This is a genomic window from Ulvibacter sp. 2210JD10-4, from assembly GCF_058148525.1.
The window spans coordinates 256,589-274,570 of record NZ_JBYVJZ010000005.1 but is presented as its reverse complement, the minus strand read 5'-3'; the positions used below and the strand labels follow the sequence as shown (position 1 = coordinate 274,570).

Sequence of the window (17,982 nt, the reverse complement as noted above, 5' to 3'; positions counted from 1 at the left end):
TAGCCTTCAGAAGATTTTCTAAGCTTGTGTGTAAAATGCGATTAAAATGTGCTTATTTTTAGTATTTTCGACAACTCTAATATAAATACTATTTACAATGAAAATATACTTCGCTCAAAAAGCGGTTTCCTATGTACTCTTTTTTTCAGCAATTTTATTCCTAATTGGTTGTGCAAATGATGATTCTGGTAATCAACAGGTACTAATTGCGGAATTCTCTACCGATGTTTCAGCACTTGATTTTAATGATATTGTGTTGAACGAGATTTCAGAAAGGCAGCCTATTGTTATAGATGCTTCTCACTTAACAAATGAGTTAATTGTTAGCTCTTCAGAAGAACAATTTGAAATTTCCCGAGATGGTAATACATATACAAATGTCATTTCTTTTACTGCTGCGAATATAAATTCCGAACAAAAAACAATATATGTACGCTTCGGTCCTAAAAATCAAAATGTAGGTACTATAGAAGGTTCATTGACACTTAGTAGTGCCGGGACCGCAACACAAACAGTAAGCTTGACAGGAAATAGTGTTTTAGCCCAGCAAGAAGTTATAAATGTAGTTACTTTCCAGGACTCCCACCATGCATTTGGAAGCGGACTTTCACAAAGTCAGACAGGTACTTTTGATTTTCCTGAAGACATGACGCAAATTTCCAAGATCAGTATGTTTGTAAAATTGGTCTGCCCGACAGGTGGATGTAACGCCTGGGATGTGTATGCAAATATTGCTGTTATGAATAAAACAACTTCAACCTGGATGGAAATTGGAAGGTATATCACCCCTTATGGAGTGGACAATCACCAATTGGAAAGAGGTTTTGAAATTGATGTTACCGACTTTAAATCACTTCTAACAGGTTCTGTAGAATTAAAGTCTTTTGTTGAAGTTTGGGGTTCTGACGGTTGGAATGTATCTGTTGATTTTGATGTAACTACCGGAGGAGAGATAGCATATCCGTATTATGCAATTTCTGAAATTTTACAATATAACAAACACTCTTTAGATGGAATTCCATACGGTGTTCCTAATGATTTTGATCTAGATAAAACAGTTACCATTCCTGAAAATGCAGAAGTTACCAATCTACGAACTATCATAACAGGATGGGGTCATGCGACACCAAACGACCCAGGTGGAAGGCCTTGCGCTGAGTGGTGTTTTAGAAGGCATAATGTTTTAATTAACGGTACTCAGGGATTTGAACATTATATGGGGCCTATAGGATGCTCAGCTAACCCGGTATCACCACAAGCAGGGAACTGGAGTCCAAACAGAGCCGGGTGGTGTCCCGGAATGGCAGTGCCAAACAGAATTGATGAGTTTGCTACTTCTATGGCAGGTGAAACTTTTACATTTGAGTACGATCTGGAAGATTGGGTAAGTAATAGTGGAGGTACCAGTAATGCTTATTATGCAATTTCTAATTTTGTTGTGGTAAAAAGTAATACGCCTATTGATGCTCCGATAGTAACAGAATAACAAATTATATTCAACGTTTTTGAAAGCAGGTAATTCTTAGAATACCTGCTTTTTTTGTTAATATTGAATACCTTTAACTATTCTTGATTTTACAATAGATTCATTCATGAAAATAGTAGCTTTTTTTCTTCTAATTTTTAGTTTTAATGGCTTTGCGCAACAGGGAGCTGTTGTTGATTTTTTAAAAGTCGATGCAATTGTGAAACCTGTTACTTCAGACAAAAAAATAAAAGGGACGGTAAGCTATTCGTTTAAAGCACTCCAAAAAACAGATTCTATTTATTTGGACGCAATCCATATGACTATTACAAAAGTTGCTTTGGAAGGAGTACAGGTTTCAGCAACAGAAGATAAGATCTGGTTGTTAGGCAATTTTGAAGAAGGGAGGGAATACAATGCTTTCTTTACGTATGAAGCAAGTCCGAAGCAAACACTCTATTTTACAGGAGGTCAGATATGGACGCAGGGACAGGGTAAATATACCTCGCATTGGCTACCCAGTATAGATGATATGAATGATAAGATTGAGTTTGATCTTACTGTAATTGCACCTTCTGAAAATACAGTAATTGCTAATGGTAAACTAGTATCAGCACTTCAAAAAGAAGATACAACCTATTGGAAATGGGATATGCAGCAGCCTATGTCGAGTTACCTTTTAGCTTTTGCAGTAGGAGACTTTAAAAAGCTCGTCTTATCATCCAAATCCGGAATTCCAATTGAACTTTACTACGATCAAAAAGATTCTCTAAAAGCTGAACCTACTTATCGATATACTAAAGAAATATTCGATTTTCTGGAGGCTGAGGTCGGGGTATTTTACCCTTGGCAGAATTACAAGCAGGTACCGGTTCGTGATTTTTTGTATGCAGGAATGGAAAATACAACAGCTACAATTTTTTCTGAAGCTTTTGTGGTTGATTCTCTGGGTTTTAATGATCGCAATTATGTAAATGTGAATGCACATGAATTAGCCCATCAGTGGTTTGGAAATTTGGTTACGGAAACCGAAGGAACGCATCACTGGTTACATGAAGGCTTTGCGACTTACTATGCATTGCTGGCCGAAAGGGAAATCTTTGGAGAAGAATACTATTACTGGAAGTTGTATAATTCTGCCGAACAACTCAAAGAATTGAGTGATGAAGGGAAAGGAGAATCATTGCTCAACCCTAAAGCCAGTTCGCTGACTTTTTACGAAAAAGGGGCATGGGCATTACATATTTTGAAAGAATATATAGGGGAAGAAGTATTTAATAGGGCTGTTAATAATTATCTATTAAAGCATCAGTTTAAGAATGTGACGACTTCAGATTTTTTAAATGAAATAAGAGCTGTTTCCGAAAAAGATATCTCAACATGGGAAGCAGATTGGTTACAACAAAGTGCATTTAAAGCAGAGCAGGCCTATGAGTATTTAATGAAGTCAAAGTTCATACAACGCTTTTTTGAAATGTCTGCACTTCGAAATGTTTCTTTAAATGATAAAACGATTCAGCTTAAAACCGCACTTACATTTCCTAATGATTTTATTGGACAGGAAGCAATTTATCAGTTAGAAGGTGAACCTATTTCTGAAACAACCGCCTTGTACAAAAAAGGACTCGAGAGTAATAATCTATACGTTAGGCAGGCAATTGCGCTTACTTTGCAAACCATTCCAAAAGAATTACAAGCTCAATATGAGTCATTACTCGATGACCCTTCCTATGTTACCAAAGAAGCAGCGCTGTATAATTTATGGGCTGCTTTTCCGGAAAACCAGCAAGCCTATCTTGACAGAATGGAAAATGTCATTGGTTTTCAGGATAAAAATATACGGCAGTTATGGTTGGTGCTGGCTGTAGTTACAAATAATTATCGGCAGGCTGATAAGACTAAATTTTTAGAAGAATTGAAAAATTTTACCTCTCCCAATTACAGTTTTGAAATACGGGAACGTGCTTTTGGCTATGTAAATGAGCTACAATTGTATGAAGCTTCAGTTTTTGGAAATTTGGTAAATGCATGTGTTCACCATAGTTGGCGTTTTAGAAATTATGCCAGAGCTTTATTGAAAGAGGCTTTAAAGAATTCAGACTATAAAGCAATGATCTTGAGCATGATGGATTCTTTTTCAGTAAAAGAACGAGATTATGTATTGCGTAATATGGAAAAAGAATGAGAGCATTGGTGATATCGGGAGGAGGAAGCAAAGGTGCATTTGCAGGCGGTGTTGCTCAATATTTAATAGAAGAGCTACATCACAATTACGATCTGTTTGTAGGTACTTCTACAGGGAGTTTGCTGATACCACATTTGGCATTACATAAAGTGGAAAAGATCAAAGAAGTGTATACTTCTGTGAATCAAAGCAGTATCTTTAGTCATCGTCCATTCTTAATAAAAAAAGATAAATATGGAGGTAAGCAGATAAGTATTGCCCATCTAAGGGTATTGCGTAATTTTTTTCGCGGGAGTAAAACCTTTGGTGAAAGCCATAACCTCCGCAAGCTAATAAAAGAAACCTTCACCGAAGATGAATTCATTACATTAAAATCCGGACCCAAAGAAGTGGTTGTCACTGTTTCGAACCTTTCACTAAATCAGGTAGAATATAAATCTATCAACGATTTTGAGTATGAAGATTTTTTGGATTGGATTTGGATTTCGTGTAATTATATCCCTTTTATGAGTCTGGTAAAAAAAGAGGGTTGTGAGTATGCAGATGGCGGTTTTGGTAGTATGGTGCCAATTGAAGAGGCAATTAACAGAGGAGCTACTACGGTGGATGTTATTATTCTTGAAACTGAGATCACTTACTACAACAGGTTGCCTTCAAAGAATGTATTTTCGTTACTTACCAATATGCATGCGTATATGCTCGACCGTGTTGAAAAACAAAACATTCGTATTGGGAAATTTGTTGCCGGAAATAAAGATGCGGTGATCAATCTATACTATACCCCTACAGTGCTTACTACTAACTCATTGATCTTTGATAAAAAAATGATGGCAGGTTGGTGGGAAAGTGGCTTTAAATACGCCATGCAAAAGAATACCGAACTCAATGAAATAAAAACACAGGACAGTTAATACAATTCACTCACTTCTTTCTTAACATATAACAATGCTTTTTGTGAAGGAGTGTTCTCTTCCATGAAATTCCGTAAAAGCCATTCTCGCATATGGTCTGCAGTATTACCTTTTTCATGCATGGCAGCTTGTCGTATCACATGTATGGTGGCATTTTTTGCTGCATTAACCAAATTCCAGCATTCTGGCGTTAAGTAGATCTGTTGTGTGAGGTTATGGTCAAATTCCTGCTCAATATTCTTAATAAGGAGCATTTCGTATTTATCAACTTCATCGGCAAATGGTTTTACGCGTATCAATAGTTTATTGGGATCAATACGTTCCAGGAAAAGCGTGATACGTTCATAGGCCTGTAAACGCATCGGTAATATTTTATTTTGCGCTTCTTTTTGAATGAGATAACGCCTGCGGCCCTCCTCATTAGCGGTATGCCCCTTAAAAAAATAATATGCAATAACCCCTACAACGATAGCAGGGAGTAAGTAGGCTACATAACTGATAATCTGAGTTGCTTCTTCCATAATTTTAATATCTTACTTTATCTTTTTTCTTTAATTTCTTTACTTCTTTTTTTGCTTCCTTCAGTTGGTAATTTCCTCCTAAATGCAGACATTCCATGCAATCTTGGACGCTTTCAAACGCTACGGGAGTTTTAGTATATCCAAAGGAATCCTTTAGCGTTTTTATCAAATTCCGGTCGCCTAAACTAAATTCTACATCTTCCATTGTAAACTGACTTGGATGCTCATAACCACAAGCATGGGTTATTTCCAGTAATTCTTTTCTGAAATTCTTAAAATAAAAATGGGCTCTAACGGATTTATCTTGAATATTGATCCCACTTTGCCGCCACTTGTTCTGTGTTGCCACACCACTCGGGCAATGGTTATTATGACATATCTGAGCTTGTATACAACCAATGGACATCATAGCTTCCCGAGCCACATTGATACAATCTGCACCCATAGAAAATGCCATAGCCGCTTTAGCAGGAAAGCCTAATTTTCCACTACCTATAAACACGATCCGTTTACATAAATTGTGTTCCTTAAAAATTTTATAGACATCACTAAACCCAAAAACCCAGGGCAATGCCACATGATCTGCAAAACTGGGCGGAGCGGCTCCGGTTCCACCTTCACCACCGTCAATGGTAATAAAATCAGGACCTTTACCGGTTGTCGCCATTAATTCTGCCAACTGTTTCCAGTCGTCTAGTTTTCCCACAGCCGATTTAATACCTACAGGTAATCCGGTGGCTTCAGCAATGTCCTCTACAAACTGAACCAAGCCATTCACACCTTGAAACGCCGAATGCGTAGGAGGAGAGAGAACATCTTTCCCAACAGGAACATGTCTAATCCCGGCAATTTCTTTTGTGATCTTTGAAGCCGGTAAAACACCTCCTTTTCCGGGCTTGGCACCTTGAGATAGTTTTACTTCAATAGCACGTACTTGAGGATTATCTTTTACCAGTTGCACTAATCTCGACATAGAGAAATTTCCATCCTCATCACGAACACCAAAATAACCTGTTCCAAAGTGAAATACGACATCACTTCCTGTTTTATGATAGGGAGACAATCCACCTTCACCTGTATTGTGATAAGTGTTTGCCATTGCACAACCTCTGTTTAATGATTCAATGGCTCTTGCTGAAAGGGAGCCAAAACTCATCGCTGAAACATTGATCACAGATGCCGGACGATAGGGCCTGCGCCGCTTGTTTTCTCCCATAACTTTTGCACAGGGGAGAAAATAAGGGTCTTTTTTATTGGGATGTTTATCTTCCAGTTTATATGGAAGCATTGCATTATTGATAAAAATATAATTGGCTTTATAGATATCGCGGTCTGTACCAAAACCTTCGTAATTGTTTTCATTTTTAGCCGAAGCATAGATCCAACTTCGTTCTATACGATTAAAAGGAAGTTCCTCACGATTATTTGCGACAATGTATTGCCGTAACTCCGGCCCGATACCCTCCAGCCAGTACCTAAAATGTCCAACAACAGGGAAATTGTGTAAGATGGTATGTTTTTTATTGAAAAAAACATCGCGGATAGCAACGATAATCAGGAAAATAGTAATCCAGGCCCACCATGGAACTTCTAAAAAGAAATCAATAACTCCTTGCATTTATTGTGCGTTTAAGTAGTCAATAGATAATTGTGACATTGTTTTTACACCTAATAATAAGCCTGAATCATCAATAATGAAATCGGGTGTGTGGTGCGGATAAGGAGTTGTATTACCCGGTGTCATTCCTCCTAAAAAGAAATAAAATCCGGGAACGATTTCCTGAAAATAAGAGAAATCTTCTCCTCCTGTTGTAGCTTTCATTAATTGTACATTCTCTCCGCCTGCCAAATTTTGAAGTGTTGGCAGCATCTTGGCTGTTAGGTCAGGATCATTATAGGTAACAACGGTATTGTTTTGCCATTCGATGGTAGCACTTCCGCCATATGCCTTAGCAATATCCTGAGCCATTTCGGTCATTCTTCGAATGATCATATCACGCATATCCGGATCGAGCGTGCGTACGGTCCCGATCATTTCGGCGCTTTCGGGAATAATATTAAAACGTACACCACTCGTTATCTTTCCAACAGTGATCACAGCAGCTTCCTGCACTAAATTGGATTCCCTGCTTATAATGGTTTGAAAGCCATCGATTATTTTTGCTGATATCAGGATAGGATCCACGCCACTCCACGGAGCTGAACCATGTGTTTGTTTTCCTTTTACATTTACTACAAACCGTTCTACCGCCGCCATAGTTCCGCCGGGCTTATAACGAATCACCCCTGTTGGTGTGCCCGAATTGATATGTAATCCAAAAATAGCATCCACATCCGGGTTTTTTAAAACCCCTTCTTTGATCATTAGTTTTGCACCTCCTTCTTCACCGGGTGGTGGGCCTTCTTCGGCTGGTTGAAATATGAACTTTACAGTACCGTTAATAAGATTTTTATTTTTTGAAAGTACTTCGGCAACTCCCATTAAAATGGAAATGTGTGTATCATGACCACAGGCATGCATCACACCGGTTTCTGTACCTAAAAAAGTGTCTTTGACCTCACTTTTGAACGGAAGGTCGTTTCGTTCGGTCACCGGAAGCGCGTCTATATCGGCACGTAAAGCCACTACTTTTCCGGGCTTATCACCTTTTAAGATACCAACGACACCGGTTTTAGCGATACCGGTCTGTACCTGGATGCCAAGGGAACGTAAGTGTTTTGCAATTGCTTCAGCAGTTTTAAATTCTCTATTGGAAAGCTCCGGGTTTTTATGGAAATAGCGTCGCCAGTCAATTACCTGTTGTTCGATTGCTTCAATATCTTTTAGAAGTTTTTTATCCATTTGGGCAAACAAGGCAGTCGAACAAAAAGTAAGGAGAAGTAATAGTTTGTAGTGTTTCATTTTTCCTGAAATATTTCAGCTAAAGATATTTAATTTTCAGGAAATCAAAAATTGAAACAGATGTTTATAAATTCTGAAGAAACCATACAACCATTCGTGCTATTTTCTGTATTTTTCACTTTTATATTTCTTCAGAAATAAATTTAAAAATTGCAAAATTACCTCGAACAATTAAATGATGCACAACGCGCTCCTGTCCTTCAGAAAGATGGTGCCATGATCGTGATCGCCGGAGCAGGTTCCGGGAAAACGCGAGTATTGACGTATCGTATTGCTTACCTGATGTCGCAAGGCGTTGACCCTTTCAATATTTTAGCACTGACCTTTACAAACAAAGCAGCACGTGAGATGAAAAAGCGTATTGCCCAAATTGTTGGGAACAGTGAGGCAAAGAATTTATGGATGGGAACTTTCCATAGTATTTTTGCTAAGATTCTTCGGTTTGAAGCTGATAAATTGGGCTATCCATCCAATTTTACCATTTACGACACACAGGATTCACAAAGTGTGATCCGTTCCATTATAAAGGAAATGCAACTGGATAAAGATATCTACAAATACAAGCAGGTGTATTCAAGGATTTCTTCTTATAAGAATAGTTTGATTACTGTAAAAGCCTATTTCAATAATCCCGAGCTGATGGAGGCCGATGCTATGGCAAAAATTCCACGATTGGGGGATGTATATAAGGCTTATGTTGATAAATGCTTTAAGGCCGGTGCGATGGATTTTGATGACCTATTGCTGAAAACCAATGAGTTATTAACTCGTTTCCCGGATGTATTGGCGAAATATCAAAATAGGTTTCGATATATTTTAGTAGACGAGTATCAGGATACTAATCATAGTCAGTACCTGATAGTTCGCGCACTGAGTGACCGTTTTCAAAACATATGTGTAGTAGGGGACGATGCGCAGAGTATCTATGCCTTTCGCGGAGCGAATATCAATAATATTCTCAACTTTCAGAAGGATTATGACGATGTGAAGGTTTATCGTTTGGAGCAGAATTACCGTTCTACCAAGAATATTGTAAATGCTGCCAATAGTATTATTGAAAAAAATAAGACAAGGCTTGAAAAAGTAGTTTGGACAGCAAATGATGAAGGTGCTAAGATCTTAGTGAACCGTACCATGACTGATGGAGATGAAGGCCGTTTTGTCGCCAGTTCTATTTTTGAAAATAAAATGAACCACCAATTAAGCAATGGTGATTTCGCTATTTTATACCGAACCAATGCACAGTCACGGGCAATGGAAGATGCACTTCGGAAGAAAGACATTCCGTATAGAATCTATGGCGGATTGAGTTTTTATCAGCGGAAGGAAATTAAAGATGTCATTGCTTATTTACGCCTTATTCTGAATCCAAAAGATGAGGAAGCCTTAAAGCGTGTGATCAATTACCCGGCACGTGGAATAGGACAAACAACAATAGAACGTTTGATCGTTGCCGCCAGCCATTATGACCGTTCGGTATTTGAAGTAATGGAAAATATTGAAAAGATCGAATTAAAGATCAATAGCGGAACAAAAGCAAAGCTTCAGGATTTTGTTACAATGATCAAGAGTTTCCAGGTGTTGAACAAGAATTACGACGCTTTTCAAATAGCCGAGCACGTTACCAAAAAGACAGGATTGCTTCAGGAATTAAAGAAAGACGGTACTCCTGAAGGAATTGCCCGCATTGAAAATATTGAAGAACTACTAAATGGTATGCGGGATTTTGTGGAAGAACAAAAAGAACTTGCCGATACTACAGGCGCATTGGCAGAGTTTCTTGAGGATGTGGCACTAGCTACAGATATGGATAATGATAAAGGAGATGAAAATCGTGTTGCTTTGATGACGGTACACTTAGCAAAGGGATTAGAATTCCCCTACGTGTATATCGTGGGGATGGAAGAAGACCTTTTCCCCAGCGCCATGAGTATGAATACACGTAGTGAATTGGAAGAAGAGCGTCGCTTATTCTATGTTGCCATAACCCGTGCCGAAAAGCAAGCGTATCTTACGTATACCCAATCGCGATATCGTTGGGGAAAGTTGATCGATGCTGAACCCAGCAGGTTTATTGAAGAGATTGAAGGTGATTACCTTGAATATCTAACTCCTGTTACCGAACATCGCTACAAACCCTTATTGGATGCGGATATTTTTGACGATATCGATAAAAATAAACTGAGGTTACGAAAGCCAACTGCAGGGACACCTCCAAAAGGCCCTTCCAAGGACCAACTACGAAAACTGCGCAGATTAAAACCTGTGACCAGCAGTGCCGACAAGAATTTTAATGCAAAAGATGCTAATCTTGAAGTAGAAACTATGGTGGAGCATGTACGTTTCGGAAAAGGGAAGATCTTAAAGATTGAAGGAGTTGGAGCTGATACGAAAGCTGAAATTCAGTTTGAAAATGGCGGGCTTAAAAAATTATTACTTCGGTTCGCCAAATTAAATGTGTTAGACCAATAACTACAGAATAGGTAAGTGGGTATCTATAAACGCAGATAGTTGTTCTTGTAGGTCTGTAGTACTCGAAATACCCCAATCAGTTCCATGCCCTCCTTCGTAAACAGTAAAACTGTGTGTAATCTGTGAATTACTTAAAGAAGTTTGTAATTGCCGGCCATTGGTTAGTGGGACTAAGGGGTCTGTGTCTCCATAAAAAAGGATGGAGGGGCTGCTATTACTGTTTACCTGTAATGCCGGACTCACGGCCTCGGCATAGTTTGTACCTGCCGGATATGCACTTTCGTCCACTAATAAGCTCAAAGCAATTGGGAAGGATGGGTCATCTGCATAAAAAGGGTCTGTAAAATCTGTGGGACCTACAATATCGCAAACCATCTTTACACGGTCGTTGGTATCGTAAACATAGTCGTACTGCAATGAAATATGTGCGCCTGCACTAGTCCCTATAAACCCAAATTCAGGTAGAATTTGCAGGTCTTCAGCTTCGTTTACAAGTTTATTGATAACACGTTCCACATCGAGGAATTGGTTAGGGAATGCAGGGATGGTAGTAGTAGCGAGAACGTAATTCATATTTACAATGGCATGATCCGGGTGGTTCTGCTGTATAAGTGAAATAAAATTTGTCATATCTGCTTTATCCCCACCGGTCCATCCACCTCCATGAATAAGAATGATCACCTTCGTTTTATTTACAGTTCTACCGGCAGGCAAATACAAATCATATACTTGCTGCTCATTTTCACCGTAAGAAACATCTAACAACGTTTCTGCAACCAACTGTTGTGAATCGTCATTCAGAGTATCGTCTTTATTACTTTCGGAGGAACAGGAAAGAAATAAAAATTGTAGCGAGATAAAAAATAAAATGATGAAAGGGGTCTTTTTCATATAGAACACTTCTTTTCAATAAACGCAAAAAAATCTTTTAAGTTGTTCATTCGGTTTTAAAATTATTTGTTGATTGTATGATGGTTTATGGTTATCTTTAAGATATCATTTAAAACCCTTCTCAATGTATGGCCGAACTCATTAAGATATATGAAGAAAACCCTAACCCAAAAGACATAAAAAGAGTTGTGGATATTATTCGGGATGGAGGATTGGTTATCTATCCAAGCGATACCGTTTATGCCTTGGGTTGTGATATTACTAACAACAGAGCTCTCGAAAAAGTGGCTCAGATCAAGGGAGTGAAACTGGAAAAGGCCAATTTCTCTTTTGTATGTGAAAATTTAAGTAATCTTTCTGATTATATACGTCAAATAAACACAGTAACATTTAAAATTTTAAAACGGGCATTACCTGGTCCTTATACTTTTATTCTTCCTGGAAATAATAACCTTCCTACGGTATTTAAAAAGAAAAAAGAAGTTGGTATCAGGATACCAGATAACTCAATTGTTCTGGCAATGGTACATGAACTAGGAAACCCCATTATCGCTACCTCTATAAAAGATGAAGATGAAGTAATTGAATATACTACAGACCCCGAACTCATTTTTGAAAAATGGAAGAATCTGGTAGATGTAGTTGTAGATGGAGGTTACGGAGGAAATATCCCATCAACAGTGATCGACCTTACCGGCGATGAACCTGCTTTGATACGAGAAGGGAAGGGCGCTTTGGAGGTTTAAAATTAAGAGTTGTTTTTTTCAAATTTTGACAGCAGTCGGTTGCTTTGCTGATACAGCTTTTTCTTAAAAAAACCGGTCCACCCCATTAAAAACCCTTTAAATCCTAGGGCTTGTTTTGACCATCTGTACAGATCAAAGCGGTCTACATGATCGATGATCTTACCATCTTTAAACTGAAACTCAGCATGTATAATGTTATGAACTTTTCTACCTGTTTTACTGAAGCTATAATGAGCATCCCACCGTGCTTTTCCTTTTTCAGGATCACATTCAATATTTGAGACCTCTATTTTAAAGTTATTGTTTCCCTTTTGTGATTGGCAAAGCATACGCCACATGTTTTTAGCTCTTTCACCTTTTAAAACTCCAAAAGCGGGGTCTTTAAAAGTAATGTCCTTGTGGTAGTAACTTACCATTTGTTCTGCATCTAATTCGTTAAAAGCACGATAGAAATTTTCAACAATATCTCTGGTTTCCATTATAAGGAGATTTAGGATGATACAATGTACACATTAATTGCAAGACATTAAAAAACCCGGCTAAAAGCCGGGTTGTAAATACAGTGATTTATATGGTTGCACTATTCTTTTGGAAAATTCTTGTTTGCTTTTACTTCTTCAATTTGCAATATGTGACGCTCTGTATGCCCGGAAAGAAAAAGCAATGTCTGATATGCATCAAGGGTACCAAACGGGAATTCCGCATAATGATTTCTAAGGTCATCTTCTGTATTTTTCACATACAAAATATGTTCTGCTCTTTTGCTTGTAAACTCTTTCACCGTATTTTCATGAGAGCCAAATTTTCCTGTAGGTTCAAAGGGTGTTTTAGTTTTCACTTTGTTACTTCTATCTGTGATCATAGCTAAAATTTGCTCATCGGTCATCTTTATTTCAGAACGTTTTGTGGGATCAGCAACAACTTCTAATGTTCCTTGTTGCATTCCAAAAATTATATTTTCTGAAAGGGCAATATGTTCAACACATTCTTTAATCGACCAGGATTCCGGAGTACTTTTAAAATTAAGCTGGGCTTCACTTAGTCCATCAATGGTACTTAGTAAGTGATCATGGGTTTTGGTCATTTCAGTAATAGCAAACGCTCTTTCGGCTTTTGTAAGTTTAGCATCGGAAACTGTAAAGCTAACCAATGCCAACATTAGGATGGGTAGAATAATTTTTTTCATGAGAATCTAATATTTAATTGTTTGTTCCTTGATTTATACTACTAAGACGTAAAACAAATTAAAATTTGGACAATCCTTAGCATGAAATTTTAGTAGGATTTTAGTAAGTGTGTAGTGTGTTCGCACTGAATTTACAATGAAACAAGCCAAAAAAAACCCAGCTATAAGCTGGGTTTTAATACTTTATGGCAATAATCTCTAGTTTCCTTCTTCACTTGAAAGCGTTTCCAGTTCCTGCTCGATCATTGCGTAGAACTGATCTATTTTTGGCAATACGAGTATGCGTGTACGTCTATTGATAGAACGATTTTCTGCAGTATCATTAGAAACCAATGGTATATAATCTGCACGTCCGGCAGCAATTAGCTGAGCCGGATTTACACCCAGACCTTGTAGCTCTCTGATAATAGAAGTAGAGCGTTTTACACTTAGATCCCAGTTGTCTAAAAGAACCCCACTCTTGTATGGTACATTGTCTGTATGCCCTTCCACCATAGCTTCAAAATCTGGCTTGCTATTGATAACGGTTGCTACTTTGCCTAAGATCTCTTTGGCTCTTGAGGTTACGTTATAGCTTCCGCTTTTAAATAATACTTTATCAGAAAGAGAGATATAAACAACTCCTTTCTCTACATTTATTTCAATATCTGGGTCGTTAAGTCCTACTTCACGTTTCAAGCTGGTAACCAATGCCAGTGTTACACTGTCTTTTTTGTTAAGGGCATCTTGTAAGCGTGAGATTTTCAGGTCTTTTTCTTTTAAACTCTCTAAAGATTTTTCGAGGTTTGTAGCACCTTGTTGAGTTAACATGGTCAGGTCTTTAGAACTTTGAATCAAGTCTTGATTTGTTTTACGCATTTCTGCCAATCTTTCCTCAAGAGAGGTAGCTCTTGCTTCTGCAGCGGCCTTGTCTGTTAAACAACTATTTAATTTCACCGTTGCAGTATTTAATAAATCTTGCGTATTTTTTTGCTTAGTTTCTAATTCTGCATACTTCTTTTTTGAAACACAGGAAGTAAGTGCTAAACTAGAGCATACAACTAATATCAAAAGTTTTTTCATAATTGTTTGTAAGTTTTAAGTGTTAAATGTTTTTCAAAATTATTAAACAGCCAGCATCCGCAATAGGGATTAACAATACTTTAAGTAAAGTTTAGTAGCCTTCCTTAAAGTTACGTTTTTTTAAAATAAAATAACGCCAAACGATTGATTTTGTTGAAAAATAGTTGATTTTAGAGGCTTGCATCCTTCTCTTCTTAAGGAATTTAGAAAGTAACCCATAAAAACTTAAATGCGCTCTAAGTATAGCATATGTGTGTGAGATTTTTCCTTGAAATAAAAGCTGAATTGCGGCCAGACCATCCAATACCAATCGTATAAATACCAGCCCCAGAATTTTAGTCCCCTTTACATTTTTCACCAAAAGTAAAAGGGTGTTTCTGAAATTGTAAAATGTTTTTTGAGGATTGGCCGAAGACAATGTAGCACCACCAACATGGTATACTTTTGATTCTCCAAAATACTTTATAGTCCCTTCTTTGGTTTGCAGTCGCCAGCAAAGGTCAATTTCTTCCTGGTGTGAAAAAAAGTCCTCATCGAAACCTCCAATATTCCTAAATGCTTCTTTTCTTAAAAACAAACAGGCTCCGGTAGCCCAGAAAATAGTTGCCGTATCATTGTATTGTCCGTTATCCTTTTCTAAACTATTGAAGATACGCCCCCGGCAATAGGGGTATCCCAAGGCATCAATATAGCCTCCTGCAGCACCGGCATATTCAAAATAATCTTTATTCTTAAAATCAAGGATCTTAGGTTGAGCTGCAACAAGAGTACTGTCTTTCTTAAATTCTGAAACAATAGGGGAGAGCCAGTCCTTAGTAACTTCCACATCACTGTTAAGCAATACAAAAAGATCTTCGGAAAGATTTATGAGCGCATCATTATAACCTTTTGCGTAGCCACCGTTCGTGGTATTCCTAATTATTTTCACAGAAGGAAAATTTTCGGAAACAAAGAGTATTGAATCATCTTCAGAGGCGTTATCTGCAACATATACCGTTGCTTCTTTTGAATATGCTACCACTGAAGGCAAAAACTGCTCCAGTAATTGCTTTCCATTCCAATTAAGTATAACTACTGCGATATTCACTCTTGCAAAAATAGTTTATTTGTTACCATAGGAAGGAATCTCTTTTAAAAATATATATCGTTCATTTTCAAAATCCATTTGGCAATAGTAATGTTCCATTCCGTTAGTGACCATCAAATAAGTAGCTTCAACCACAAGGTTATAGCGAGCGATCTGGTCGAAAGTGTCCTGTGTTATTTTTATGGAAGGAGCTTTGCACTCCACAATGAGACGAATACTGCCGTCGCTGTTGTACACTAAGACATCATATCTTTTTATGGTGTTATGAAGCTTTAATTGTTTTTCTACATTGATGTGAGAAGCCGGGTGCTTTTTTTCAGAAAGAAGAAATTGGATTACATGTTGCCGTACCCATTCTTCGGGTGTGAGAATGATAAATTTTTTTCGAATTTCATCAAAAATCAATGATTTGTTTTCGTTACTTTTGAAACGAAATGAATAATCGGGAAAATTGAGTTTCAGCACATGCCAAAATAAGAATTTCCGAAGAAATTTTCAGTATAAAACCAGAAAACCTCGTGCCTTTAGACAAAGCCAAAAGTATAATTAGCGGAATTAAATCAGGAGATGTAAAACCTATTTATTTTTTAATGGGCGAAGAAGCATATTATATTGACGGAATTGCAAGATATATTGAAGACACTGTACTTACCGAAGAAGAAAAAGGCTTTAACCAGATGGTTTTATACGGGCGTGATGTTTCGATAGAAGACATTGTAAGCAGCGCCAAAAGGTACCCTATGATGGCCGAACGGCAGGTAGTGATCGTGAAAGAAGCTCAAGATTTGTCACGTACTATAGAGAATTTAGTTTCTTATGCCGAAAACCCTCAACCCACAACTGTTCTGGTGGTTTGCTATAAATACAAAACGCTGGATAAACGAAAAAAACTGGCAAAGATAATAGGTAAAACAGGTGTCCTGTTTGAAGGAAAAAAGCTATATGAAAATCAAGTACCGGATTGGATTCGGCGTGTACTTGCAGGACGTGGTTACACAATTACTCCCAAGGCATCGCAAATGCTGGTAGAATTTTTAGGGAATGACTTAAGTAAAGTTAATAACGAACTGGAAAAACTACAGTTGATCATTCAGCCCGGTGAACAGATAACTCCGCAATTGGTGGAGGAGAATATTGGAATTAGTAAAGATTTCAATAATTTTGAGCTACAAAACGCTATTGGGGAAAAGGATATAAAAAAAGCGTTCAGGATCATTCAGCATTTTGCTCAAAACCCTAAGAACCACCCTTTGGTAATGACCATGGCTTTGTTATATAGCTTTTTTTCAAAGCTGTTAAAGTACCATGCGCTTACAAACAAAGCAGATGCTCCAAAAGTATTAGGTGTAAATCCGTATTTCATAAAAGACTACCAATTGGCAGCTCGTAATTACCCTATGAAAAAAGTAAGCACCATTATAGCTGCAATCCGTGAGATAGATATGAAAAGTAAAGGAGTGGGTGCTGCTAACTTACCCCAGGGAGACCTCTTAAAAGAACTTCTTGTTAAAATATTTGATTAGTTATTTCCGAAGGAGCACATAAAAGCATAGTTAAAAAGCCTGTTCTAAAATTTAGGCTAAATTTTTATTTTAAACGTATTTTTACAACTTAAACGATCTTTTATGACAAAAGTACGATCCTGGATTTCTGCTGCGAGGTTACGCACACTACCATTATCTATTTCGGGAATAGTCACAGCAAGTGCCGCTGCAATGAAAACAGGCTCGTATACTGTTTTGATTTTTATCCTTGCCTTAGCCACTACATTGGGTTTTCAGATACTCTCCAATTTTGCCAATGATTATGGCGACGGGATAAAGGGTACGGATAATAAAGACAGGGTAGGTCCGGCACGTGCTATGCAAAGTGGTTTATTAACCGCAAAGGAATTAAAATACGGGATGATAATTACTGTGGCAATTACTTTGCTACTTGCCAGTATGCTGATATTTGTAGCTTTTGGGAACGAAAACTTTATTCTATCGGTTGTGTTCTTTAATCTTGGAATTGCAGCACTTATCGCTGCAGTTACTTATACGGTAGGTAAAAAGGCTTATGGCTACAGAGCACTGGGTGATGTTTTTGTTTTTATCTTTTTCGGAATTGTTGGTGTTGCAGGGTGTTATTTTTTATACGAACAAAGCCTTAACAATTATATACTCCTGCCGGCAATTACCATTGGACTGCTAAGTGCTGCAGTTTTAAACCTTAATAATATGCGGGATCGTCTTGCTGATGCGAAAGCGAATAAAAATACATTAGCAGTGGTATTAGGCGGAAAAACCGTAAAACTGTATCACGCTTTGTTAATAGGTATCGCTTTTTTAAGCGCCCTCATTTACTTCTTTTTAAAAGCTGAAAACCATTTGGATTATTTGCCGCTAATTGCTTTTATCCCTCTGTTTTTAAACGTTGTAAAAGTTTTTAAGAACGAATCTCCGGCACTTTTGGACCCCGAATTAAAAAAGGTAGCGTTAAGTACCTTTTTATTTTCAATATTGTTTTTTGCTTCAAATTTCTTTTAGATTTATCTTTAAGGAAAAATAGAAAC

16 protein-coding genes are annotated in these 17,982 nt (G+C 37.6%); 7 read left to right on the top strand and 9 right to left on the bottom strand.

Annotation, left to right across the window (positions count from 1 at the left end):
• The first annotated feature begins 97 nt into the window (after nt 1–97).
• From ACY2RT_RS13055 to ACY2RT_RS13045, 3 genes are all read left to right on the top strand, one after another.
• Nucleotides 98–1,486, top strand: coding sequence for a peptide-N-glycosidase F-related protein (locus ACY2RT_RS13055; RefSeq protein ID WP_490156364.1), 1,389 nt, complete (start codon nt 98–100; stop codon nt 1,484–1,486).
• Nucleotides 1,487–1,592: 106 nt separating this feature from the next.
• A complete protein-coding gene (locus tag ACY2RT_RS13050) occupies nt 1,593–3,650 on the top strand; it encodes a M1 family metallopeptidase (protein ID WP_490156363.1) in 2,058 nt (685 codons plus the stop codon).
• Nucleotides 3,647–4,561 (top strand): patatin-like phospholipase family protein, encoded by a 915-nt coding sequence (locus ACY2RT_RS13045; protein WP_490156362.1) that lies wholly within the window; start codon nt 3,647–3,649, stop codon nt 4,559–4,561. Before ACY2RT_RS13050 ends, ACY2RT_RS13045 begins: the two co-directional genes overlap by 4 nt.
• On the opposite strand, the gene ACY2RT_RS13040 is transcribed toward ACY2RT_RS13045, so the two are convergent.
• Genes ACY2RT_RS13040 through ACY2RT_RS13030 form a run of 3 tightly spaced genes read right to left on the bottom strand, consistent with a single transcriptional unit; the run spans nt 4,558 to nt 7,984 of the window.
• Entirely contained in the window at nt 4,558–5,082 is a 525-nt protein-coding gene (locus ACY2RT_RS13040) for a DUF7935 family protein (RefSeq protein WP_490156361.1), read from the bottom strand. The genes ACY2RT_RS13045 and ACY2RT_RS13040 overlap by 4 nt on opposite strands.
• 4 nt (nt 5,083–5,086) lie before the next feature.
• Nucleotides 5,087–6,700, bottom strand: a complete 1,614-nt coding sequence (locus ACY2RT_RS13035; protein ID WP_490156360.1) for an FMN-binding glutamate synthase family protein — start codon at nt 6,698–6,700, stop codon at nt 5,087–5,089.
• Nucleotides 6,701–7,984: an amidohydrolase gene (locus ACY2RT_RS13030; protein ID WP_490156359.1), complete on the bottom strand. Its 1,284-nt coding sequence runs from the start codon at nt 7,982–7,984 to the stop codon at nt 6,701–6,703.
• Between the two features lie 150 nt (nt 7,985–8,134).
• Between ACY2RT_RS13030 and ACY2RT_RS13025 the strand changes: the two genes are divergently transcribed.
• A complete protein-coding gene (locus ACY2RT_RS13025) occupies nt 8,135–10,456 on the top strand; it encodes an ATP-dependent helicase (RefSeq protein WP_490156358.1) in 2,322 nt (773 codons plus the stop codon).
• Here the strand turns inward: ACY2RT_RS13025 and ACY2RT_RS13020 are convergent, their stop codons facing one another.
• On the bottom strand, nt 10,457–11,347 hold the full coding sequence (locus tag ACY2RT_RS13020; protein ID WP_490156357.1) for an alpha/beta hydrolase fold domain-containing protein: 891 nt from the start codon (nt 11,345–11,347) through the stop codon (nt 10,457–10,459).
• A 128-nt stretch (nt 11,348–11,475) separates the two neighbouring features.
• On the opposite strand from ACY2RT_RS13020, the gene ACY2RT_RS13015 reads away from it, so the two are divergent.
• Entirely contained in the window at nt 11,476–12,093 is a 618-nt protein-coding gene (locus ACY2RT_RS13015) for an L-threonylcarbamoyladenylate synthase (RefSeq protein ID WP_490156356.1), read from the top strand.
• Nucleotides 12,094–12,095: 2 nt separating this feature from the next.
• Here the strand turns inward: ACY2RT_RS13015 and ACY2RT_RS13010 are convergent, their stop codons facing one another.
• The 5 genes from ACY2RT_RS13010 to ACY2RT_RS12990 form a co-directional block, all read right to left on the bottom strand.
• Nucleotides 12,096–12,572: a nuclear transport factor 2 family protein gene (locus ACY2RT_RS13010; RefSeq protein WP_490156355.1), complete on the bottom strand. Its 477-nt coding sequence runs from the start codon at nt 12,570–12,572 to the stop codon at nt 12,096–12,098.
• Between the two features lie 101 nt (nt 12,573–12,673).
• On the bottom strand, nt 12,674–13,279 hold the full coding sequence (locus ACY2RT_RS13005; protein ID WP_490156354.1) for a DinB family protein: 606 nt from the start codon (nt 13,277–13,279) through the stop codon (nt 12,674–12,676).
• Between the two features lie 198 nt (nt 13,280–13,477).
• Nucleotides 13,478–14,341, bottom strand: a complete 864-nt coding sequence (locus ACY2RT_RS13000) for an OmpA/MotB family protein (RefSeq protein WP_490156353.1) — start codon at nt 14,339–14,341, stop codon at nt 13,478–13,480.
• 91 nt (nt 14,342–14,432) lie between these two features.
• Entirely contained in the window at nt 14,433–15,428 is a 996-nt protein-coding gene (locus ACY2RT_RS12995; RefSeq protein WP_490156352.1) for a glycosyltransferase family 2 protein, read from the bottom strand.
• A 15-nt stretch (nt 15,429–15,443) separates the two neighbouring features.
• Nucleotides 15,444–15,893, bottom strand: a complete 450-nt coding sequence (locus ACY2RT_RS12990; protein ID WP_490156351.1) for a type I restriction enzyme HsdR N-terminal domain-containing protein — start codon at nt 15,891–15,893, stop codon at nt 15,444–15,446.
• Nucleotides 15,894–15,946: 53 nt separating this feature from the next.
• Between ACY2RT_RS12990 and holA the strand changes: the two genes are divergently transcribed.
• Together holA and menA are read left to right on the top strand one after the other, a co-directional pair.
• The gene (gene holA / locus ACY2RT_RS12985) at nt 15,947–16,951 is read left to right on the top strand and encodes a DNA polymerase III subunit delta (protein ID WP_490156350.1); all 1,005 of its coding nucleotides are present in this window, start codon (nt 15,947–15,949) and stop codon (nt 16,949–16,951) included.
• Nucleotides 16,952–17,053: 102 nt separating this feature from the next.
• Nucleotides 17,054–17,956: a 1,4-dihydroxy-2-naphthoate octaprenyltransferase gene (gene menA, locus ACY2RT_RS12980; RefSeq protein WP_490156349.1), complete on the top strand. Its 903-nt coding sequence runs from the start codon at nt 17,054–17,056 to the stop codon at nt 17,954–17,956.
• The last annotated feature ends 26 nt before the right edge of the window (nt 17,957–17,982 follow it).